We start from the raw sequence: 22,696 nt of genomic DNA, 5'->3' as shown, positions 1-22,696 counted from the left end.
GCGCGGCCGTCGCGTACGCTCGGGTCGCTGTGACTGCCACCGACCAGAACCCCACCGGAACCGCGCCCCACCACCTGGCCCGGATCCGCACCTTCCATCCCCGCCGTGGCCGGATGAGCGGCCGGCAGGCCGACGCCCTCGACCGGCTCTGGCCGGCGTACGGCCTGACGATCGACGACGGCCTCGCCGCTCCGGTGGAGCTGGCGTCGCTGTTCGGCCGCCGGGCCCCCGTCGTGTTGGAGATCGGTTCCGGCATGGGCGACGCGACGGCCGCGATGGCCGCCGACGACCCGGACCGAGACTATCTGGCGGTCGAGGTGCACACGCCGGGAATCGGCAACCTGCTCGACCTGGTGGAGCGCCGGGGCCTGCACAACGTGCGGGTGGCCCGGGGCGACGCCCTGGACCTGGTCCGGGCCCTGCCGGAGGACTCCCTCGACGCGGTGCACGTGTTCTTCCCCGACCCGTGGCCGAAGGCGCGCCACCACAAGCGGCGGATCATCCAGCCGGCGCACGTCGCGCTGCTGCGCTCCCGGCTGGCGCCCGGCGGCACCCTGCACTGCGCCACCGACTGGGCCGAGTACGCCGAGTCGATGCGCGAGACGCTGACGGCCGACCCGAGGCTGACCGACCCGCACGGCGGGTACGCCCCGCGGCCCGCCCACCGCCCGGTCACCCGGTTCGAGCGCCGCGCCCGCACGGCCGGCCGACCGGTCTTCGATCTGGTCCATGTGCGAGGCGGGGACGGCGCCGGGGGTGACCCGGATTCGGCGCGGGGGTGACCCGGTTGGCGCGGAAGGGCATGATCCAGGCACCATGGACCCGCTATGACCCTCACCGCCGCGCTGCCCGCGTCCGCCGATCCCGACACCCTCTACGACGCGTTCGCCGGCTGGGCGTCGGAGCGCGGCCTCGACCTCTACCCCCACCAGGAGGAGGCGGTCATCGAGATCGTCTCCGGCGCGAACGTGATCATGAACACGCCGACCGGCTCGGGCAAGAGCCTGGTCGCCGTCGCCGCGCACTTCGCCTCCCTGGCCGACGACCGGACCACCTTCTACACCGCGCCGATCAAGGCCCTGGTGTCGGAGAAGTTCTTCGCCCTCTGCGAGGTCTTCGGCGCCGACAACGTCGGCATGCTCACCGGCGACGCCAGCGTCAACCCGGACGCCCCGGTCATCTGCTGCACCGCCGAGATCCTGGCGAACCTCGCCCTGCGCGAGGGCGCCCGCGCCGACGTCGGCCAGGTGATCATGGACGAGTTCCACTTCTACGCCGAGCCCGACCGCGGCTGGGCCTGGCAGGTGCCGCTGATCGAGCTGCCGCAGGCGCAGTTCGTCCTGATGTCCGCCACGCTCGGCGACACCACCCGCTTCGTCGACGACCTCACCCGGCGCACCGGCCGGCCGACCGCCGTCGTCCGCTCGGCCGAACGGCCGGTCCCGCTCCTCTTCTCGTACGCGATGACGCCGCTGCACGAGACCCTGGAGGAGCTGCTGGAGACGAAGCAGGCCCCGGTGTACGTCGTGCACTTCACCCAGGCCGCGGCGCTGGAGCGGGCGCAGGCGCTGATGAGCGTGAACGTCTGCACCCGCGCCGAGAAGGACATGATCGCGTCCGCGATCGGCGGCTTCCGCTTCACCTCGGGCTTCGGCAAGACGCTGTCCCGGCTGGTCCGGCACGGCATCGGCGTGCACCACGCCGGCATGCTGCCCAAGTACCGCCGCCTGGTGGAGACCCTGGCCCAGGCCGGCCTGCTCAAGGTCATCTGCGGCACCGACACCCTCGGCGTGGGCATCAACGTGCCGATCCGCACCGTCCTGTTCACCGGCCTGTCGAAGTACGACGGCACGCGTACCCGGCTGCTCAAGGCCCGCGAGTTCCACCAGATCGCCGGCCGCGCCGGCCGGGCCGGCTTCGACACCCTCGGCCGGGTGGTGGTGCAGGCGCCCGAGCACGTCATCGAGAACGAGAAGGCCCTGGCGAAGGCCGGCGACGACCCCAAGAAGCGGCGCAAGGTCGTCAAGAAGAAGCCGCCGGAGGGCTCGGTCGGCTGGGGCAAGCCCACCTTCGACCGCCTCGTCGAGGCCGAGCCGGAGCCGCTGACCTCCAGCTTCCAGGTCAGCCACTCGATGCTGCTCAACGTCATCGGCCGGCCCGGCGACGCGTTCGCCGCGATGCGGCACCTGCTCACCGACAACCACGAGGACCGGGCCGCCCAGCGCCGGCACATCCGCCGGGCCATCGCCATCTACCGGGCACTGCGGGCGGGCGGCGTGGTCGAGGAGCTGCCCGAGCCGGACGAGACCGGCCGCCGGGTCCGGCTCACCGTCGACCTCCAGCTCGACTTCGCGCTCAACCAGCCGTTGTCGCCCCTCGCCCTGGCCGCCATCGAGCTGCTGGACCGGGAGTCCCCCGCGTACGCCCTCGACGTGCTGAGCGTGATCGAGTCGATCCTCGACGATCCCCGCCAGGTGCTGTCCGCGCAGCAGTTCAAGGCCCGCGGCGAGGCGGTCGCCGCGATGAAGGCCGAGGGCATCGAGTACGAGGCCCGCCTCGAACTGCTCGACGAGGTGACCTGGCCGAAGCCGCTCGCCGAGCTGCTGGAGGGCGCGTACGAGATGTACCGGCAGGGGCACCCGTGGGTGGCCGACCACCAGCTCTCCCCCAAGTCCGTCGTCCGGGACATGTACGAGCGGGCGATGACCTTCACCGAGTACGTGCAGTTCTACGGCCTGTCCCGGTCCGAGGGCCTGGTGCTGCGCTACCTCGCCGACGCGTACAAGACGCTGCGGCAGACCGTCCCCGAGGACGCCAAGACCGACGAGCTGGTCGACCTCATCGAGTGGCTCGGGGAGCTGGTGCGCCAGGTCGACTCCAGCCTGATCGACGAGTGGGAGCGGCTGCGCAACCCGTCCGACGTCGCCGAGGCGCACGCCGCCCTGGACGACCGGCCGCCGGCGGTCACCCGCAACGCCCGCGCGTTCCGGGTCCTCGTCCGCAACGCGCTGTTCCGCCGGGTCGAGCTGGCCGCCCTGCGCCGCTGGGACCTCCTCGGTGAGCTGGACGCCGAGGCGGGCTGGAACGCCGACGCGTGGGCCGACGCGCTGGAGCCGTACTTCGAGGCGTACGACGGGATCGGGACCGGCCCGGACGCCCGCGGCCCGGCGCTGCTGATGATCGAGCAGGGCCCGCAGCGGTGGACGGTCCGGCAGATCCTCGACGACCCGGACGGCGACCACGACTGGGGCATCAGCGCCGAGATCGACCTCGCCGCCTCCGACGAGGCGGGCGCCGCCGTCGTCCGGATCACCGACGTCGGGCAGCTGTAGAAAAGGTCTTCCAGGGGCCGTCCGGGATGCCCGGACGGCCCCTTTCGTTCCCTGGGCGATGTCAGCCCCGTCGATTAGAATGTATGTACTAATCGAAGTCCTGACCTGGGAGGACGTCCGTGACCGCGCCCACCTCCAGCACCCTCCCGCCCTACGCCACCCTCCTCGGCTTCACCCGGTACGTCGACCGCACCGGGCCCACCAAGGCCAGCTTCGTCGGCGGCCTGCGCAGGCAGCGGGCCAGCAAGCACGGGTTCAACCCGCACGGCCAGTTCGTCAAGGCGCTCAAGGCCGACATCGCCTTCCACACCGGCGGCACCCACCTCGCCCAGGTGGCCGACCTCGTCAAGCCGCGCTGGCGCCCGCTCTACCAGGCCCTCACCCCCGGGGCGACGGCCTGGCTGCACACCCTCGGCGAGCCGACCGCCGTCGACCTGGCGCAGACCCGCGACGCCCTGGCCATGCTCGGCGACCTGCCCGTCAAGATCAACCCACACTTCGGCATCCGCTACTCCGACGGCCGGGCGGAGGCCGTCCGGCTGCACTTCGACGAGGCCCCGCCGAGCGAGGAGGCCACCCTGGCCGCCCTTCATCTGATGGCCCGGCACATGGACGCGGTGCTCCCGCACGCCGAGCCGGTCCTGGTCGACGTCCGCCGCGGCGAGGTCCACCGCATGCCGGATGGCGCCAAGCCCGAGCAGATCGAGCAGTGGCTGGCCGGCGAGGCGGCCGCCTTCCGCGCCATCTGGTCCACCGCCGCCTGACCCACCCACCGCCCCCAAGATCCGCGCAACTTCGGTGAACATGCTGCCTCGCGGCGCCGCGACCCGGCATCTTCCCCGAAGTTGCGCGGATCTTGCAGTTTTCGGGGTTATCCACAGGGGTCGCGGGGAGGGGGCGGGGGCGGTCAGGGTTGGTGGATGGCGGTTACTCCTCGGCGGCCGGAGCAGTTGCGGGGGCGCGTGTTCCGGGGTTCACAGGTCGTCGCCCGCGGGCTGCTGACCCGGTCCGAGCTGCGCAGCAGGGCCTGGCGACCGCTGTTCAAGGACGTCTACGTCGATGCGGACGTTCCGATTTCGCACCGGCTCCGGTGCGTCGCCGCCGCCCGGTGTCTGCTCCCCGACGGGATCGCGATTGCCGGGCGCAGCGCGGCCGCCCTGTTCGGCGCGGGGACCGTCGATGCCACCGGCCCCCTCGACGTCCTGGTGCCCACCGGTCGGCGATTCGGGCCCGTCGCCGGCCTCGCCGTGCACACGGCGGCGCTGGCGGAGGGCGACGTCCGGCAGCGCGACGGAATCCCGGTGACCACGCCGGAGCGCACCTGCTGGGATCTGGCGCAGTGGCTCGGGGTCGAGGAGGCGGTGGCGCTGGTGGACTGCCTCGTCCGGCATGGACTGGTCCACCCCGGTCAGCTGCGGGATCGCGCCCGGGCCCGCGTGGGCGTCCGGGGGTGGAAGCGCATGCTCCGCGTGGCCGAGTTGGCCGACGGAGGGGCCGAGTCACCGCAGGAGTCGCGGCTGCGGGTCCGGCTCGTGCTCGCCGGCCTTCCGCGGCCGGTGACCCAGTTCGTCGTGGAGCGGGGCGGCCGCTTCATCGCCCGGGTCGATCTCGCCTGGCCGGGGTTGAAGGTCGCGGTCGAGTACGACGGCCTCTGGCACCACGACCCCGAGCAGTTCCACCGGGACCGGCAGCGCCTCAACCGTCTGCTCGGCGAGGAGTGGATCGTCCTGCACCTCACGGCGAAACGCTTCCGCGAGGACTTCGACGGCTTCCTGACGGAGCTCCGCCGCGCCTTGTCCTCCCGCACCGCTCGCTTGCCCTGACGCGAAGATCCGCGCAACTTCCCGGAAGCTGCTGCCTCACGAGGTGTGGAGGGGGCATCTTCCCGGAAGTTGCGCGGATCTTGAGCGTCCCGCACAGGAGCGGGCGGGTCAGGCGGGGGTCAGGTACTCGGCCAGGTCGTCGAGGATCCTGTTGGCGGCGCCGACGCCGATGCCGGTCATCCAGACCTCGTCGGAGACCACGTACGCCCTGCCGGCCCTGACCGCGGACAGGCCCTTCCACAGGGTGCCGCCGGTGACGCCGACCTGCTCCGCGGCGGCCTTCTCGCCGTACGCGGTCACGAAGATGACGTCGCCGTCGACCTCGTTGACCCGCTCGGCGCTGACCACATCGAAGCGCTTGTCCTCCTTGCCGGCGAGCTGCTGCCGCTCGGGGCGGCCCAGCCCGGTGTCGCCGACGACGATGCCGGAGAACGAGTCCGGCCAGTACACCCGGATCGCGCCGGGGATGAAGCGGACGATGGAGATCTTCCGGTTCGCCGCGTCGCCCAGCTTCGCGCCGAACTCCTCGGCCCGCTTCTCGTACGTGGCGAGCAGGTCCTTGGCCTGCTGTTCCTTGCCGAGCGCCCTGCCGTCGAGGAGGAAGTTCTCCTTCCAGGTGATGCCCACCTTGTCGGTGAAGACCGTCGGGGCGATGGCCTTCAGCTCGTCGTAGAACTTCTCCTGGCGGAACTTGCTGCCGAGGATCAGGTCGGGGTGCAGCGCGTTGATCGCCTCCAGGTCGGGCTCGGTGAGCACCCCGACCTCCTTGATCCCGGCCAGCTTGTCCGCGCCGAAGTACGTCGGCCAGCTCTTGGCCTCACCGGCGGTGGCCGCGCCGACCGGCGTGACGCCGAGCGAGAGCGCCGTGTCGATCTTGTCGGTGTCGAGGACGACGACGCGCTTCGGGTCGGCCGGCACTCTCGTGGTGCCCATGGCGTGGGTGATCTCCCGGGTCTCCCCGGTGGTGGTGCCGGCGACGGGGTCGCTCTCACCGCAGGCGGTGAGTCCGACGCCGAGGGCGACGGCCGCGACGAGCGCGGCGGCGAGACGACGCATGTGTTCCCTTTCCGATGGTGCAGCCGGCGAGCAGACCGGCGGCTCCCATGGCTCAGCCGGCGAGCAGACCGGCGGCTCCGATGGCTCAGCCGGCGAGCAGGCCGGCGGCTCCGATGGCTCAGCCGGCGAGCAGGCCGGCGACTCCGATGGCTCAGCCGGCGAGCAGGCCGGCGACTCCGATGGCTCAGCCGGCGAGCAGGCCGGCGACTCCGATGGTGCAGCTGCCGAGCTGGCCGGCGGCTCCGATGGCTCAGCCGGCCGCGGCCGGCGCGGGCGCGGCGGTCAGGGACGGGGAGGTGAGGGCGGGCACCACGAGGGGCGCGCGGGTCACCGGGCAGGGCACGACGACGCAGTCGAGCCCGAAGACGTCGCGGACGAGTTCGGCGGTGAGGATCTCGCGGGGCGGGCCGGCGGCCACCACCCGGCCGGCGCGCATGGCTACCAGGTGGTCGGCGTACCGGGCGGCCTGGTTCAGGTCGTGCAGCACGGCGACCACCGTCCGGCCCCGCTCGGCGCGCAGCCGGTGCAGCAGGTCCAGCACCTCCACCTGGTGGGCCAGGTCGAGGAAGGTCGTCGGCTCGTCCAGCAGCAGCGCCTCGGTGTCCTGGGCGAGGGTCATGGCGATCCAGACCCGCTGCCGCTGGCCGCCGGAGAGGGTGTCCACCGGGCGGTCGGCGAGCTCCGCCACGTCGGCGAGGGCCATCGCCTCGGCGACCGCCTCGGCGTCCCGCGCCGACCACTGCCGCCACCACCGCTGGTACGGCTGCCGCCCCCGGCCCACCAGGTCGGCGACGGTGACCCCCTCGGGGACCAGCGGGCTCTGCGGCAGCACCCCGAGCCGCTGGGCGACCTGGCGGGTCGGCAGGTCACGGATCGCGGCGCCGTCGAGCAGCACCGCGCCCCGGCGCGGGGTGAGCAGGCGGGCCATGGTGCGCAGCAGCGTGGACTTGCCGCAGGCGTTGGGCCCGACGATGACGGTGAACGCGTCGGCGGGCAGGTCGACGTCCAGGCCGTCCAGCACGGTCCGCTCGTCGTAGCCGACGACCAGGTCGCGGGTGGAGAGCATCGCGGCTCCTCGGGTGGTGGGGTCGGCGGACGCGGGCATCAGGACGCCCGTCGCCGGCCACGCAGCAGCAGGAACATGAGGTACGGCCCGCCGATCGCGGCGGTCAGCACCCCGGCCGGCAGCTGGGTGGGCGCGAACAGCCGGCGGCCGGCGAGGTCGGCGAGGACCAGCAGCAGCGCGCCGACCAGGGCGGAGCAGAGCAGCGGGGGGCGCTCGGCCCGGACCAGCCGGCGGGCCAACTGGGGGGCGACCAGCGCGACGAAGTCGACGGCGCCGACCTGGGCGGTGACCATCGCGGCGGCGAGCACGCCGGTGCCGGCCAGCCCGACCCGCCGGGCCACCGGGCGCGCCCCGATCCCCCGGGCGGTGTCGTCGTCGAGGGAGCTGCTGTTCAGCGCCCAGCCCGCCCAGAGCAGCACGGGCAGCAGCGCCAGCAGGGTGCCGGCGATCCACGCCGCCTCGGCCCAGCCGTTGCCGGCGAGGGTGCCGATGAGCCAGACCTGCGCGCGCAGCCCGTCGATCGGGTCGGCGGTGAGCATGACCACCTCGATCAGCGCCCGCAGGGCGAAGGCCACCGCCACCCCGGCAAGGACGAACCGCTGCGCGGCCAGCCCGTGCCGGGCGCCGAGGGCGAGCACCACGGCCGCCGCGGCGAGCCCGCCGAGCAGCGCCGCCGGCGCCACCAGGACGGCGGCGGCGCCGCTGGTCAGGGCAACCGTGGCGGCCAGCCCGGCGCCCTGGGTGATGCCGATGACGTCGGGGCTGGCCAGCGGGTTGCGGGCCACGCTCTGGATCAGCGTGCCGGCGACGCCGAACGCCGCGCCGGCCACCGCCGCGAGCGCCAGCCGGGGCAGCCGCAGGTCCAGCACCACCAGGTCGTACGGGGTGCCGGCGACGGAGAGCGCGCGCAGCACGTCCGCCGGCGCGACGTACGGGGTGCCGAGGGAGAGGCTGAGCACCCCCGCCGCGGCGAGCAGGACCACCAGGGCGGCGGCGAGCAGGACGGGGCGGCGGCGCACCGGCACGCTGACCGGCCCGAGGCGCAGCAGCGACCGCCCGGCCGGCGCGGCGGGGACGAGAGTCGGGGCGGTCACGCCGTCACCACCCTCGCGCGGCGGACGAGGAACGCCAGCTGCTCGGGGTGGATCTCCACGTACCACCGCTCGGGGCCGCGTCCGACCGCGCCGCCGGGCCGGGCGCGGGCCTCCCGGAACGCCGCGTCGACGTCCTCGGCGACCCGCTCGACCCAGTCCACGCCGAAGGCGCCCCGGCAGGCGGTGATGCCGTCGCGGTACAGGTCGCCGAGGGCCTCGACGGGGACCTCGTCGTCCGGGGCGGTGCTGGCGGGGTGTGCGGTGGCCGGGGCGGCGTGCGGCGCCATCGGGCCTCCTCGTCGGCGGAGGACCCGAGTATTACAACGTTGTAGAGGCGCTGCAAGACCAGCCGGACTCCCCTCCCGGGAGCGGTCAGTCCTCGGCGGCCTGGCGGCTGTCCGGCACCGCCGGCACCGGACGCGCCTCGGCGCGCGGCACCGCCTGCACCGGACGCGCCTCGGCGCGCGGCACCGCCGGCACCGGACGCGCCTCGGCGCGCGGCTCCGCCACCTGGTGGTCCGCCCAGACGTACGTGTCGGGCAGCAGGTCGGCGAGCGGCACCGCGCGCAGCGCGTCCATTGAACCGACGATGACCCGGATCGGCGGGAAGTAGTCCAGCAGCACCTGCCGGCACCGGCCGCACGGCGGGAGCACGCCCCGCCCCCGGTCGCCCACCGCGACGATGGTCTCCAGTTCCCCCGCGCCCTGGGTGGCGGCGGCTCCGACGGCGACGATCTCGGCGCACGGGCCGCCGGTGAAGTGGTAGACGTTGACGCCGGTGAAGACGCGGCCGTCGGCGGTGCGGGCCGCGGCGGCGACGGTGTGGTTGTCGCTGCGGCAGCGCAGCTTGGCGACCGCCGTCGCGGCCTGCACCAGGGCCCGGTCCGTGTCCCGCATGGTCATCCTCGGCCCCCGTGGTCGGTGTCGGTCGGCGGTCAACTCTAGACCGCGGCGCCCCGGGGGCGGCCGGGCCCGCGACCGCCCGGTAGGCCCGGTCCGCGGGCGCCCGGTAACCCGGGGGCGGCCGGGCGCGCGGCTGCCTATCCTTGGCGACGACATGCAGAATCCAGCCACACCCGCCGCGCCCGACACCGTCCGCGAGCTGCACCGCCGCCTGCCCGCCCTGATGTTCCGCGACCAGCGCCGGCTCCAGCGCCGCCTCGACGGGGTCCGCCGGCTGCGGGATCCGCAGCGGCGCGAGGCCGCGCTCGCCGAGATCGCCGCCGACGTCGCCCGGGGCGAGCAACGCCTGGCGGAGCGCCGGGCGGCGGTGCCGCGGATCACGTACCCGGTGGGGCTGCCGGTCAGCGAGCGCAAGGACGACATCGCGGCGGCGATCCGCGCCCACCAGGTGGTGATCGTGGCCGGTGAGACCGGCTCCGGCAAGACCACCCAGCTGCCCAAGATCTGCCTGGAGCTGGGGCGTGGGGTGCACGGGCTGATCGGGCACACCCAGCCCCGCCGGCTGGCCGCCCGCACTGTCGCCGACCGGATCGCCGAGGAGCTCGGCACGGAGCTGGGCGACGTGGTCGGCTACAAGGTCCGCTTCACCGACCAGGTCGGCGACCGCAGCCTGGTCAAGCTGATGACCGACGGCATCCTGCTGGCCGAGCTGCAGACCGACCGGATGCTGCGCCAGTACGACACCCTGATCATCGACGAGGCGCACGAGCGCAGCCTCAACATCGACTTCATCCTGGGCTACCTGAGGCAGCTCCTCCCCCGCCGGCCCGACCTGAAGGTGATCATCACCTCGGCGACCATCGAGACGGAGCGGTTCGCGCGGCACTTCGCCGACGCCGCGGGCGAGCCGGCGCCGATCGTCGAGGTGTCCGGGCGGACGTACCCGGTGGAGGTGCGGTACCGGCCGTTGGTCGAGGTCGTCGAGGTCGTCGAGGCCGAGGACGACGGGGACGAGGAGAACGTCCGCGACCAGATCCAGGCGATCGGCGACGCGGTCGAGGAGCTGGCCGCCGAGGGGCCGGGCGACATCCTGGTCTTCCTCAGCGGCGAGCGGGAGATCCGGGACACCGCCGACGCACTGGGCAGGCTGGCGGAGCGGAAGCCGGCGCTGCGCGGCACCGAGATCCTGCCGCTGTACGCGCGGCTGTCGGCCGCCGAGCAGCACCGGGTGTTCGCCCCGCACGCCGGGCGCCGGGTGGTGCTCGCCACCAACGTCGCGGAGACCTCGCTGACCGTGCCCGGCATCAAGTACGTGGTGGACCCGGGGACCGCCCGGATCTCCCGCTACTCCAGCCGGCTGAAGGTGCAGCGGCTGCCGATCGAGCCGGTCTCCCAGGCCTCGGCCAACCAGCGCAAGGGTCGCTGCGGGCGCACCTCGGACGGCATCTGCATCCGGCTGTACGACGAGCAGGACTTCCTGTCCCGCCCCGAGTTCACCGACCCGGAGGTCCTGCGCACCAACCTGGCCTCGGTCATCCTCCAGATGACCTCGATCGGGCTGGGCGACGTCGCCGCGTTCCCGTTCATCGACCCGCCGGACCGGCGCAACATCGCCGACGGCGTCAACCTGCTGCACGAGCTGGGCGCCCTCGACCCGGCCGAGACCGACCCGGCGAAGCGGCTCACCCCGCTGGGCCGGCGGCTGGCGCAGCTCCCCGTCGACCCCCGGCTGGCCCGGATGGTCGTCGAGGGCGAGGCCAACGGCTGCGCCACCGAGGTGATGGTGATCGCCGCCGCCCTCTCCATCCAGGACCCGCGGGAGCGGCCGGCGGAGAAGCAGGCCCAGGCCGACCAGGCGCACGCCCGGTTCACCGACAAGGAGTCCGACTTCGTCGCGCTGCTCAACCTGTGGCGGTACCTGCGCGAGCAGCAGCGGGCGCTGTCGTCCAGCGCGTTCCGGCGGATGTGCCGGGCGGAGTACCTGAACTACCTGCGGGTGCGCGAGTGGCAGGACATCGTCAGCCAGCTCCGCCAGGTGCTGCGTACCTCGGAGCAGGCCGACGGCCGCCGGGGCGGCGCCGACCTGCCGGAGGAGATCGACACCCCGCGGGTGCACCAGTCGCTGCTGGCCGGGCTGCTCTCGCACATCGGGCTCAAGGACGCCCAGAAGCACGAGTACCTGGGCGCCCGGGGCGCGAAGTTCGCCCTGTTCCCCGGCTCGGCGCTGTTCAAGAAGCCGCCGCGCTGGGTGATGTCGGCCGAGCTGGTGGAGACCTCCCGGCTCTGGGGCCGGGTGAACGGGCGCATCGAGCCCGAATGGGTCGAACCGCTCGCCCAGCACCTGGTCAAACGCAGCTACAGCGAGCCGCACTGGGAGAAGAAGCAGGCGGCGGTGATGGCGTACGAGAAGGTCACCCTGTACGGCGTTCCGATCGTCACCTCCCGCAGGGTCAACTTCGGCCGGATCGACCCGGCGCTGTCCCGGGAGCTGTTCATCCGGCACGCCCTGGTGGAGGGCGACTGGTCCACCCACCACCAGTTCTGGCGGGACAACCGGAAGCTGCTCGCCGACGTCGAGGAGCTGGAGAGCCGGGCCCGGCGCCGGGACATCCTGGTCGACGACGAGACGATCTTCCAGTTCTACGACGAGCGGATCCCCGCCGACGTGGTCTCGGGCCGGCACTTCGACGCGTGGTGGAAGAAGGCCCGGCGGGAGCGGCCCGACCTGCTCACCTTCACCCGCGAGCTACTGGTCAACGCGGGCCGCGGCGGGGTCGACGGGGCCGACTACCCGGACGAGTGGTCGGCCGACGGGGTGACGCTGCCGCTGACGTACACGTTCGACCCGGGCACCCCCACCGACGGGGTGACCGTGGACATCCCGCTGCCGCTGCTCAACCAGGTGCCGGCGGAGAGCTTCGACTGGCAGGTGCCCGGCCTGCGCGAGGAGCTGGTGGTCGCGCTGATCCGGTCGCTGCCCAAGGCGATCCGGCGCAACTTCGTCCCGGTGCCCGACTACGCCCGCGCGGCGCTCGCGGCCATGCCCGCGGGCCAGGAGCCGCTGCTGGACGCGCTCACCCGGCAGCTGCGCCGGATGACCGGGGTGACCGTGCCCCGGGACGCGTGGGACGTGGACCGGCTGCCGCCGCACCTGCGGGTCACCTTCCGGGTCACCGACGAGGAGAACAAGCCGGTCGCCGAGGGCAAGGACCTGCCGGCGCTGCAACGCCAGCTCCGCCAGGAGGTACGCCAGGTGGTGGCCGCCGCCGCGCCGGACGTGGCCCGCAGCGGCCTGACGGAGTGGAGCATCGGCGCGCTGCCGCGCAGCCTCGAGCAGGTCCGCGCCGGGTACGCGGTGACCGCGTACCCGGCGCTGGTGGACGAGGGCGCCACGGTCGGGGTGAAGGTGTTCGACACCGAGGCCGAGCAGGCCGCCGCCCACTGGGCGGGCACCCGGCGGCTGCTGCGGCTGGCCCTGCCGTCGCCGGCGAAGTTCCTGCAGGGGCGGCTGTCCAACGAGGCGAAGCTGGCGCTGAGCCGCAACCCGCACGGCGGCGTGCAGCAGCTCATCTCCGACGCGACCGGGCGGCGATCGACAGGCTCGTCGCCGACGCCGGGGCCCGGCCTGGGACGCCGAGGGCTTCGCCGCGCTGCGCGAGGCCGTCCGCGCCGACCTGGTGGACACCGTGGTGGAGGTGATGGGCCGGGTCCGCCAGGTGCTCACCGCCGCGTACGCGGTCGAGCAGCGGCTCGCCCGCACCCAGAACCTGGCGATCGTGAGCGCCCTGGCCGACATCCGGGCGCAGCTGTCCGGCCTGGTGCACGCCGGGTTCGTCACCGAGGCCGGGTACGCGCGCCTGCCCGACCTGCTGCGCTACCTGACGGCGATCGAGCGGCGGCTGGACCGGCTGCCCGGCAACCCGCAGCGGGACCGCCAGCAGCAGGACCGGATCGCGGCCGTCCAGCGGGAGTACGACGACATGCTCGCCGCGCTGCCGCCGAGCCGCCGCCGCTCGGCGGCGGTCCGGCAGATCCGCTGGATGATCGAGGAGCTGCGGGTGAACGTGTTCGCCCAGGCGCTGGGCACTCCGTACCCGGTTTCGGAGCAGCGGATCTACCGGGCGATGGACGACGCCGAGGGATGAACCCGGGCCGGCCCGCCCCCGCCTGCGCTCGGGCGGCGGACGGGGGCGGGCCGGCGGGCGGTCGCGGATCAGTGCACCGGGGCGGGCACCCCGCGACCGGCCGGCAGGCCCCGGACCGAGTTGGTACGCGGGGTGCCGGAGCGGGTCTCCGGACAGGCGTGCGCCCACCAGGCTCGGTTCTCCCGGTACCAGTGGAAGACCTCGGTCAGCCCGTCGGCGAACCGGATCCGCGGCTCGAAGCCGAGCTCGTCCTGGATCTTGGTGTAGTCGAGGGAGTACCGCTGGTCCTGCACCTTGCGGTCGGTGACGTGCCGGACCCGGTCCCAGCCCGCGCCGGCCACCAGCAGGATCCGCTCGGCCAACGCCCGGTTGGTCAGCTCGACGTCGCCGCCGATGTTGTAGACCTCACCGGCGCGTCCCTTGGCCAGCACCAGCGAGATCGCCCGGCAGTGGTCGTCGACGTGCAGCCACTCGCGGACCGCGCCGCCGTCGCCGTGCAGGGTGATGTCGCCGCCGGTGAGCAGGCTGGTGACGAAGCGCGGGATGACCTTCTCGACGTGCTGGTACGGCCCGTAGTTGTTGGCGCAGCGGGTGATCGACACGTCGACGTCGTACGTGCGCCAGTAGGAGCGGACCACGCAGTCGCTGGCCGCCTTCGACGCCGCGTACGGGGAGTTGGGCTCCAGCAGGCAGCGCTCCGTCCACGAGCCGTCGGTGATCGACCCGTACACCTCGTCGGTGGAGACGTGCACCACCCGGCCCACGCCCGCGCGGGCGCAGGCGGCCAGCAGGTGGTGCGAGCCCATCACGTTCGTCTCGAAGAACGGCGCCGGGTCGTCGATCGACCGGTCCACGTGGGACTCGGCCGCGAAGTGCACGACCGCGTCGTGCCCGGGGACGAGGTCCGCGAGCAGTTCGCGGTCGCAGATGTCGCCGTGCACGAAGGCCAGCCGGGGGTGGCTGGCGGGCAGGTTGTGCCGGTCGCTGGCGTAGGTCAGCTTGTCGATCACCGTGACTTGACAGTCCTCGAACCCGACGTACCGCCCGTTCAGCAGGCACCGGGTGAAGTGCGACCCGATGAAGCCGGCACCGCCGGTAACCAGGATCCTCATATGGTGGCCTCCCTGCCACGCGAAGCGCGCATCGACTCCTCCACACGACGTCGCCGTGTGGTCCGCCCGCTCACCGGCCGGCCGAGGCCCCCCGAGCGTCGGCGGCACTGCGAGCAGTGGGCGTTCTGCCCCCGTGCAAGGCTCCACCATAAGGGACAAATAGGCGCAAGGATGACGATACTGCCCGGTTGAGGGTGATTTACCCAACGAGGCTATAGCGGGGCACGGGCCTCAGCGCGGCTCCACGCCGGGAGGGAGGTCGTCCCGCTCGATCGCGGTGAGGACGTACTCCATGAGGATGCGCCGCAGCTCGCGCCCGGCGTGGGTGGGCACGACGTCGCGGCGGCGGGCCACCGCGATGGTCCGGCGCACCCCGGGCGAGGCCAGGCGGGTGACCCGGATGCCGGGACGGCGGGCCATCACGATGCCCGGCACCAGCGCCGCCCCGAGGCCGGCCTCGACGAAGCTGAGCACGGCGTCCATCTCGCCGCCGTCCACCGAGACGGTGGGCTCGAAGCCGGCCTCCCGGCACGCCTGGAGCGTGGCGTCGCGCAGGTCGTACCCCTCGCGGAACATGACGAGGGGCTGGTCGCGCAGGTCGGTGACGCGCAGCTCGCCGGTCGGCAGGGTGCCCGGCAGCCGGTCCAGGGAGGCCACCACCAGGCTCTCCCGCAGGATCGGGTCGGCACGCAGCCCGGGGTCGGCGCCCTGGGCGGGCATGATGATCAGGGCCAGGTCGAGGTCACCCCGGAGCAGGTCGCGGACCAGGTCCTGCGAGCCGCCCTCCTCGACCCGCAGGTCGACGTTCGGGTGGGCATCGCGGAACCGGCGCAGCACCGGCGGGGCCAGCGAGGTGGCCAGGCTCGGGGTGGCGCCGAGGCGGACCCTGCCGCGCCGCAGCCCGACCAGCTCCTGCACCTCCCGGGTCGCCGTCTCCACGTCGGCGAGGATCCGCTTGGCCAGCGGTAGCAGCACCTCGCCGGCGGCCGTGAGGGCGATGTTGCCCCTTACCCGCTCGAACAGCGGGGCCCCGAGATCGTTCTCCAGGGCGTGAATTTGCTTACTCAACGAGGGCTGGGTGATACCGACGAGGTCGGCCGCGTGGGTGAAATGTCGTACTTCTGCGACCGCAACGAAGTACCGGAGCTGATGGAGCTGCATCTACATAGCCTAGAGCTATCAAGGCTGCGAGGTCGATGCATTGGACGACTGATCGAAGGGCTCCTAGCGTCGGGCGTGTGGTAATCACGAAAACTCGGTCGCCCATCCGCTCCAGCGTCGGCCTCAAGGCCGTCATGGCGGTGACGGGCATCCTCCTGGTGCTGTTCCTCGTCGCGCACATGCTCGGCAACCTGAAGGTGTTCACGGGGGAGACCTCGTTCGACCACTACGCGCACTGGCTGCGCGAGATCGGCAGTCCGCTGCTGCCCCCGGCCGGGTACCTGTGGCTCCAGCGCACGGTCCTGCTCGTGGCCGTGCTGGCCCACATCGGCGCGGCGACCGCGCTCGCCCTGCGCGCCCGGGCCGCCAGGCCGGTCCGGTACGCCCACCGCAAGGCCGTGAAGGGCAGCTACGCCGCCCGCACGATGCGCTGGGGTGGGGTGATCATCCTGCTCTTCGTGATCTACCACATCCTGGACCTGACCACCGGCCACCTGAACCCCCAGGGCGACGCCGGCAACCCGTACGGCAACGTGGTCGCGGACTTCGCCCCGGAGCGCTGGTACGTCACGCTCTTCTACACCCTGGCGATCGTGGCGCTCGGCTTCCACCTGCGCCACGGCGCCTTCAGCGCGTTCCGCAGCCTCGGCCAGCAGACCCCGAAGGGTGAGCGCCGGGCGCGCGCCGCCGCGCTGGTCCTCGCCGTCGCGCTCAGCGCCGGCTACCTGGTGGTCCCGTTCGCCGTACTCACCGGATTGGTGGCCTGACCATGGATCTCTACACCGAGGGCGACCCGATCGCCGACAGCAAGGCTCCCGACGGCCCGATCGAGACCCGCTGGGACCGCCGCCGCTTCTCCGCCAAGCTGGTCAACCCGGCCAACCGCCGCAAGCTGACGGTGATCGTGGTCGGCACCGGCCTGGCCGGCGGCTCGGCCGCGGCCACGCTGGGCGAGCAGGGCTACCAGGTCAAGTCGTACTGCTACCAGGACAGCCCGCGCCGGGCCCACTCCATCGCCGCGCAGGGCGGCATCAACGCCGCGAAGAACTACCGCAACGACGGCGACTCGGTGCACCGGCTGTTCTACGACACCGTCAAGGGCGGCGACTTCCGCTCCCGGGAGTCGAACGTGCACCGGCTGGCCGAGGTGTCGGTCAACATCATCGACCAGTGCGTGGCGCAGGGCGTCCCGTTCGCCCGCGAGTACGGCGGCCTGCTCGACACCCGCTCGTTCGGCGGCGCGCAGGTGCAGCGCACCTTCTACGCGCGGGGCCAGACGGGCCAGCAACTGCTGCTCGGGGCGTACCAGGCCCTCGAACGGCAGATCGGCCTGGGCAACGTGGAGATGAACGCCCGGCACGAGATGCTGGAGCTGATCGTGGTCGACGGCCGGGCCCGCGGCATCGTGGTCCGCGACCTGGTCACCGGCGAGATCACCACCGAGTTCGCCGACGCCGTCGTGCTCGCCTCCGGCGGCTACGGCAACGTCTTCTACCTCTCCACCAACGCCAAGGGCTGCAACGTCACCGCCACCTGGCGGGCGCACCGCAAGGGCGCGTACTTCGCCAACCCCTGCTACACCCAGATCCACCCGACCTGCATCCCGGTCTCCGGGGACCACCAGTCGAAGCTGACCCTGATGAGCGAGTCGCTGCGCAACGACGGCCGGGTGTGGGTGCCGAAGGCCAAGGGCGACGACCGCAACCCGAAGGACATCCCCGAGGACGAGCGGGACTACTACCTGGAGCGGATCTACCCCTCCTTCGGCAACCTGGTGCCCCGGGACATCGCCTCCCGGGCCGCCAAGGCCGTCTGCGACCAGGGGCGCGGCGTCGGCCCGGGCGGGCTGGGCGTCTACCTCGACTTCGCCGACGCCATCGAGCGCCTGGGCCGCAGGGCCGTCGAGGCGAAGTACGGCAACCTCTTCGAGATGTACGAGCGGATCACCGGCGAGGACCCGTACGAGGTCCCGATGCGGATCTACCCCGCCGTGCACTACACGATGGGCGGACTGTGGGTCGACTACGACCTCCAGTCGACCATCCCGGGCCTGTTCGTGATCGGCGAGGCGAACTTCTCCGACCACGGCGCGAACCGGCTCGGCGCCTCGGCGCTCATGCAGGGCCTCGCGGACGGCTACTTCGTGCTGCCCAACACCATCGCCAACTACCTGGCCGGCGGCCCCTTCGAGAAGGTCGACGCCAGCCACCCGGCGGCGGTCGAGGCGCGCGCCGACGTCGAGGACCGGATCCGGCGGCTGCTGGCGGTCGACGGCGACCGGACGGTCGACTCGTTCCACCGCGAGCTGGGCCAGATCATGTGGGAACACTGCGGCATGGAGCGCACCGACGCCGGGCTGCGCAAGGCGATCGACGAGATCCGGGCGCTGCGCGAGCAGTTCTGGACGCGGGTGCGCGTGCTCGGTGACGGCGAGGGGCTCAACCAGTCGCTGGAGAAGGCCGGCCGGGTGGCCGACTTCTTCGAGCTGGCCGAGCTCATGTGCATCGACGCCCTGCACCGCGAGGAGTCCTGCGGCGGCCACTTCCGGGCCGAGCACCAGACGGAGGACGGGGAGGCGCAGCGCGACGACGACCGGTTCTCGTACGTCGCCGCCTGGGAGTTCACCGCGACCGGCCAGCCGTCGGTGCTGCACAAGGAAGACCTGAAGTTCGAATACGTCCACCCCACGCAGCGGAGCTACAAGTGAATCTGACCCTGCGCATCTGGCGCCAGAAGGGCCCTGAGGACAAGGGTCGGATGGTGACCTACCAGGTCGACGACGTCTCCCCCGACATGTCGTTCCTGGAGATGCTCGACGTGCTCAACGAGCGGCTGATCCTCGCCGGCGAGGAGCCGGTCGCGTTCGACCACGACTGCCGGGAGGGCATCTGCGGCATGTGCGGCATGATGATCAACGGTGAGGCGCACGGGCCGCAGCGCGGCACCACGGCCTGCCAGCTGCACATGCGGCAGTTCTCCGACGGCGACACGATCGACATCGAGCCGTGGCGGGCCCGGGCGTTCCCGGTCATCAAGGACCTGGTGGTCAACCGCGGCGCGTTCGACAGGATCATCGCGGCCGGCGGGTACATCACCGCGCCGACCGGCAGCGCCCCCGAGGCGCACTCGGTGCCGGTGGCCAAGGCCAACGCGGACGCCGCCTTCGAGTCGGCCGCCTGCATCGGCTGCGGCGCGTGCGTGGCGGCCTGCCCGAACGGCTCCGGGATGCTGTTCACCGCCGCCAAGGTCACCCAGCTCTCGCTGCTGCCGCAGGGCCAGCCCGAGCGCTACACGCGGGTGATCGGCATGGTGGACGCGCACGACGAGGCCGGCTTCGGCGGCTGCACCAACGCCGGCGAGTGCACCGCGGTCTGCCCCAAGGGCATCCCGCTGAGCACCATCGGCCGGCTCAACCGCGACTATCTCAAGGCGACGGCCGTCCGCGGGGACACCCCGGGCAGCTGACCCGGCCGCCGTCCCGCCACCGAGCGCCGCGCCCTCCAGGGACGCGGCGCTCGGCCTTTCCCGCCCGCTTCCCCGCCCGTTCCCCGCCCGCGCCGGCCCCGCCCGTTCCCGCCCGCTTCCCGCCCGCTTTCCCGCCCGCGCCGGCCCGCCCGTTCCCGCCCGCTTCCCGCCCGCTTTCCCGCCCGCGCCGGCCCCGCCCGTTCCCGCCCGCTTCCCCGCCCGCTTTCCCGCCCGCGCCGGCCCCGCCCGTTCCCGCCCACGCGGCCCCACCGCCCCACCAGACCGCCCCGCCCACACCGCCCCACCGCCCCACCACACCGCCCCGCCCACACCACGCCCGTTCACACCGCCCCGCCCCGCCGCGCCGCGGCGCCCACACCGCCGCGCCGATCTTGCACTTTCGGCCCTTGATCCGCGCCGTTAATCCCTTTTGCCGGGGCAGTAACTGCAAGTCACCCGGTCTTTTCGGGACGCCTCGCAGGCGTGAAAATGGTGGACAGGTCGCCCGCCGACGCCGATCGATCTTGGTCTAGTTGAGGCCGTCTGCAAGTCTGGCGCCGGGGCCCGGACTCTTGTGGGTCACGCACTGTTGCTTCGAGCACGCCGGTCAGATTTTCGGTTCCCGACCGAGGCCCCCGGGCGACCTACCCACTGGTCGATCACGGTGAGGAGGGACGCGGGCGGATGCGCGGGTTACCCGAAGAGATCCCGGACGCTGACAGCGAGAAGGTCTGGGAGCGGGTGTGTGCGGTCGATGTGGCCAAGGAGTCGGGGATGGTGTGTACCCGGCTACCCGCCGCGGGTGGGCGGCGGGTGAGCCGGGTGTGGCAGGTGACGGCGACCACGAACGCGGTCAGTGACCTTGCCGCCGATCTGGTGGCGGCGGGGGTGGAGAAGGTCACCGTGGAAAGCACGTCGGACTACTGGCGGATCTGGTTCTACCTGTTCGAGGCAGCCGGGTTGGACGTGCAGTTGGTCAACGCCCGTGACGTCAAGAACGTGCCCGGGCGGCCGAAGACCGACAAGCTGGACGCGGTGTGGTTGGCCAAGCTCACCGAGAAGGGCCTGTTGCGGCCCTCGTTCGTGCCTGCGGCTCCGGTGCGGGTGTTGCGTGACTACACCCGGATGCGGGTGGATCTGGTCCGGGACCGGACCCGCTACTGGTCGAGGTTGGAGAAACTGCTTGAAGACGCCCTGATCAAGGTGTCGTCGGTGGCCTCCACCCTGCGGACGGTGTCGACGCGGGACATGGTTGAGGCGTTGATCGCCGGTCAACGTGATCCGGCGACCCTCGCCTCGCTGGCCCACGGAGCGCTGCGCCGCAAACGCAACGCCCTCATCGAGGCACTCACCGGCCGCTTCGACGACCATCACGGCGAGTTGGCCCGGATCCTGCTCGACCAGATCGACCGCCTCGACACCGAGATCGCGAAACTCACCACACGGATCGGGCAGATACTCGACGACATCGACCCACCGTCCCAGCCGGGCGGCGGCGACGGCGACACCCCGGCGCCAGACGCCCGGCGGCGCCTGGCCGAGATCCCGGGCATCAGCACCGAGTCCGCGCAACTGATCATCGCCGAGATCGGTCTGGACATGACACGGTTCCCCACCGCGGCGCACCTGGTGTCCTGGGCGAAGCTGTGTCCGCGCACCATCCAGTCCGGTACCAGCCTCACCGCGGGCAAGACAGGCAAAGGCAATCCGTACCTCAAAGGCGCCCTCGGTATGGCCGCAGCCACCGTCGCCCGCGGCAAGGGAACGTTCCTGTCCGAACGCTACCGGCGTCTGGTCACACGTCGAGGCAAAGGCAAGGCCAAGGTCGCCGTCGCCCGCTCCATCCTCGTGATCATCTGGCACCTGCTCAACGACCCAACCGCCCGTTACCACGATCTCGGCGCCGACTTCCACGAACGCCGTATCAACACCACCCGGAAGATCAACAGCCTGGTCCGGCAACTCGAAGCCCTCGGCCACACCGTCACCCTGCAACCGACAACCTGACCCCACACCCCCACCCCGCCCGGGCTGGCCATCAACACCGGGCCAGCCCACCGCGCCCAAAACCCGTCGTGGTACAGGTCATTTACCGGTCAGATCGCGGGGGGCGGGGGCGGGGGCGGGGGCGGGGCGGGGCGGGGCGGGGCGGGCGGGGCGGGGCGGGCGGGCGGGGCGGGCGGGGCGGGGCGGGGTGGGGCGGGGCGGGAGGCGGGGTGGGGGTGGGGCGGGGTGGGGTGGGCGGGTTTGGCGGGTCTTTCGGGGGTAGCAGTGTCTGGGCGGCAGCGGAGAGGGGGCGTGCGGGCATGAAGGCAGTGACGTGGCAGGGCAGGCGCGACGTCCGCGTCGAGGAGGTACCGGACCCGCGCATCGAGGAGCCGACGGACGCCATCGTCCGGATCACCTCCACCGCGATCTGCGGTTCCGACCTGCACCTGTACGAGGTGCTCGGGCCGTACCTGAAGCCCGGCGACGTCCTCGGGCACGAGCCGATGGGGATCGTCGAGGAGGTCGGCCCGGGGGTGACCCGGCTGCGGCCCGGCGACCGGGTGGTGGTCCCCTTCAACATCGCCTGCGGCTCGTGCTGGATGTGCGACCGGCGGCTCTACGCCCAGTGCGAGACCACCCAGGTCCGCGCCGAGGGCAAGGGGGCGGCGCTGTTCGGCTACACCTCGCTGTACGGCTCCGTCCCGGGCGGGCAGGCCGAGTACCTGCGGGTGCCGCACGCCGAGTTCGGGCCGGTCAAGGTCCCGGAGACCGGCCCGGACGAGCAGTGGCTGTACCTGTCCGACATCCTCCCCACCGCCTGGCAGGCGGTGAAATACGCCGACACCCCGCCGGGCGGCACCCTCGCCGTCTTCGGGCTGGGACCGGTCGGGCAGTTCAGCGCCCGCATCGGCCGGCACCTCGGCGCGGGCCGGGTGATCGGTCTGGACCTGGTGCCGGAGCGGCTGGAGATGGCTCGCCGGCACGGGATCGAGACGCTGGACGTCGGTCAGCTCGACGACGTGCCGGGCGCGCTGCTCGACCTGGTGGACGGGCGCGGCCCGGACGCGGTGATCGACGCGGTCGGCATGGAGGCGCACGGGTCCCCCGCCGGGAAGGTCGCCCAGGCCGCCGCCGGCCTGCTGCCGGACAGGCTGGCCCAGACGATGGTCGACAGGGCCGGGGTGGACCGGCTCACCGTGCTCAAGGCCGCGCTCAAGGCGGTCCGGCGCGGCGGCACGGTCTCGATCTCCGGGGTGTACGGCGGGGAGGTCGACCCGCTGCCGCTGATGGAGATGTTCGACCGGGGCGTGCAGGTGCGGATGGGGCAGTGCCACGTGCGGCGGTGGACCGACGAGATCATGCCGCTGCTCTCCGGCGACGACGACCCGCTGGGCGTGGCGGACCTCCGTACCCACCGGGTGCCGCTGGCGCGCGCGCCGGAGGCGTACGAGATGTTCCAGAAGAAGCAGGACGGCTGTGTCAAGGTGGTGCTCGCTCCGTGAGGTCGGGGGCACACGCACCGCAGTCTCTTCGCCTAGGGTGGCGGGAAC

The 22,696-nt window shown here is 72.8% G+C and carries 16 protein-coding genes and 1 pseudogene; 10 read left to right on the top strand and 7 right to left on the bottom strand.

Features of this window, described 5'->3' with window-relative positions:
- Positions 1-29: 29 nt before the first annotated feature.
- The 4 genes from trmB to JD77_RS21495 all read left to right on the top strand — a co-directional run bounded on the left by trmB (position 30) and on the right by JD77_RS21495 (position 5,155).
- Positions 30-782 carry a tRNA (guanosine(46)-N7)-methyltransferase TrmB gene (trmB, locus tag JD77_RS21510; RefSeq protein ID WP_145775908.1) on the top strand — a complete coding sequence of 251 codons (753 nt, stop codon included), beginning with the start codon at positions 30-32 and terminating at the stop codon, positions 780-782.
- A 45-nt stretch (positions 783-827) separates the two neighbouring features.
- A complete protein-coding gene (locus tag JD77_RS21505; protein WP_145775907.1) occupies positions 828-3,332 on the top strand; it encodes a DEAD/DEAH box helicase in 2,505 nt (834 codons plus the stop codon).
- A gap of 119 nt (positions 3,333-3,451) precedes the next feature.
- On the top strand, positions 3,452-4,096 hold the full coding sequence (locus JD77_RS21500; RefSeq protein ID WP_145775906.1) for a hypothetical protein: 645 nt from the start codon (positions 3,452-3,454) through the stop codon (positions 4,094-4,096).
- Between the two features lie 156 nt (positions 4,097-4,252).
- On the top strand, positions 4,253-5,155 hold the full coding sequence (locus tag JD77_RS21495; protein WP_145775905.1) for a PDDEXK family nuclease: 903 nt from the start codon (positions 4,253-4,255) through the stop codon (positions 5,153-5,155).
- A gap of 108 nt (positions 5,156-5,263) precedes the next feature.
- Here the strand turns inward: JD77_RS21495 and JD77_RS21490 are convergent, their stop codons facing one another.
- The 5 genes from JD77_RS21490 to JD77_RS21470 form a co-directional block, all read right to left on the bottom strand.
- Positions 5,264-6,211: an ABC transporter substrate-binding protein gene (locus tag JD77_RS21490; RefSeq protein WP_145775904.1), complete on the bottom strand. Its 948-nt coding sequence runs from the start codon at positions 6,209-6,211 to the stop codon at positions 5,264-5,266.
- A 250-nt stretch (positions 6,212-6,461) separates the two neighbouring features.
- A complete protein-coding gene (locus JD77_RS21485) occupies positions 6,462-7,277 on the bottom strand; it encodes an ABC transporter ATP-binding protein (RefSeq protein ID WP_145775903.1) in 816 nt (271 codons plus the stop codon).
- 38 nt (positions 7,278-7,315) lie between these two features.
- Positions 7,316-8,371: a FecCD family ABC transporter permease gene (locus JD77_RS21480; protein ID WP_246140823.1), complete on the bottom strand. Its 1,056-nt coding sequence runs from the start codon at positions 8,369-8,371 to the stop codon at positions 7,316-7,318.
- Positions 8,368-8,658 (bottom strand): hypothetical protein, encoded by a 291-nt coding sequence (locus JD77_RS32920; protein WP_211372626.1) that lies wholly within the window; start codon positions 8,656-8,658, stop codon positions 8,368-8,370. Before JD77_RS32920 ends, JD77_RS21480 begins: the two co-directional genes overlap by 4 nt.
- Positions 8,659-8,743: 85 nt before the next feature.
- Positions 8,744-9,268: a cytidine deaminase family protein gene (locus JD77_RS21470; protein WP_246140821.1), complete on the bottom strand. Its 525-nt coding sequence runs from the start codon at positions 9,266-9,268 to the stop codon at positions 8,744-8,746.
- A gap of 160 nt (positions 9,269-9,428) precedes the next feature.
- On the opposite strand from JD77_RS21470, the pseudogene hrpA reads away from it, so the two are divergent.
- A pseudogene (gene hrpA / locus JD77_RS21465) lies at positions 9,429-13,419 on the top strand (ATP-dependent RNA helicase HrpA).
- 68 nt (positions 13,420-13,487) lie between these two features.
- On the opposite strand, the gene rfbB reads toward hrpA, so the two are convergent.
- Complete coding sequence (rfbB, locus tag JD77_RS21460) at positions 13,488-14,531, bottom strand: dTDP-glucose 4,6-dehydratase (RefSeq protein ID WP_145775901.1); 1,044 nt, start codon at positions 14,529-14,531, stop codon at positions 13,488-13,490.
- Positions 14,532-14,762: 231 nt separating this feature from the next.
- The gene (locus tag JD77_RS21455; RefSeq protein ID WP_145775900.1) at positions 14,763-15,692 is read right to left on the bottom strand and encodes a LysR family transcriptional regulator; all 930 of its coding nucleotides are present in this window, start codon (positions 15,690-15,692) and stop codon (positions 14,763-14,765) included.
- Between the two features lie 83 nt (positions 15,693-15,775).
- Between JD77_RS21455 and JD77_RS21450 the strand changes: the two genes are divergently transcribed.
- The 5 genes from JD77_RS21450 (at position 15,776) to JD77_RS21425 (ending at position 22,648) form a co-directional block, all read left to right on the top strand.
- Complete coding sequence (locus JD77_RS21450) at positions 15,776-16,459, top strand: succinate dehydrogenase cytochrome b subunit (RefSeq protein WP_281292182.1); 684 nt, start codon at positions 15,776-15,778, stop codon at positions 16,457-16,459.
- A 2-nt stretch (positions 16,460-16,461) separates the two neighbouring features.
- A complete protein-coding gene (locus JD77_RS21445; protein WP_145775898.1) occupies positions 16,462-18,399 on the top strand; it encodes a fumarate reductase/succinate dehydrogenase flavoprotein subunit in 1,938 nt (645 codons plus the stop codon).
- Positions 18,396-19,157, top strand: coding sequence for a succinate dehydrogenase/fumarate reductase iron-sulfur subunit (locus tag JD77_RS21440; protein WP_145775897.1), 762 nt, complete (start codon positions 18,396-18,398; stop codon positions 19,155-19,157). The genes JD77_RS21445 and JD77_RS21440 overlap by 4 nt, the downstream gene beginning before the upstream one ends.
- 684 nt (positions 19,158-19,841) lie before the next feature.
- On the top strand, positions 19,842-21,164 hold the full coding sequence (locus JD77_RS21435; protein WP_145773015.1) for an IS110 family RNA-guided transposase: 1,323 nt from the start codon (positions 19,842-19,844) through the stop codon (positions 21,162-21,164).
- Positions 21,165-21,463: 299 nt separating this feature from the next.
- Positions 21,464-22,648 carry a zinc-dependent alcohol dehydrogenase gene (locus JD77_RS21425; protein ID WP_145775895.1) on the top strand — a complete coding sequence of 395 codons (1,185 nt, stop codon included), beginning with the start codon at positions 21,464-21,466 and terminating at the stop codon, positions 22,646-22,648.
- Positions 22,649-22,696 lie beyond the last annotated feature (48 nt).

It is taken from the genome of Micromonospora olivasterospora (assembly GCF_007830265.1).
GTDB classification, from domain to species: domain Bacteria; phylum Actinomycetota; class Actinomycetes; order Mycobacteriales; family Micromonosporaceae; genus Micromonospora; species Micromonospora olivasterospora.
The sequence above is the reverse complement of the archived record's forward strand: the minus strand, read 5'-3'. Positions and strand labels throughout refer to the sequence as shown.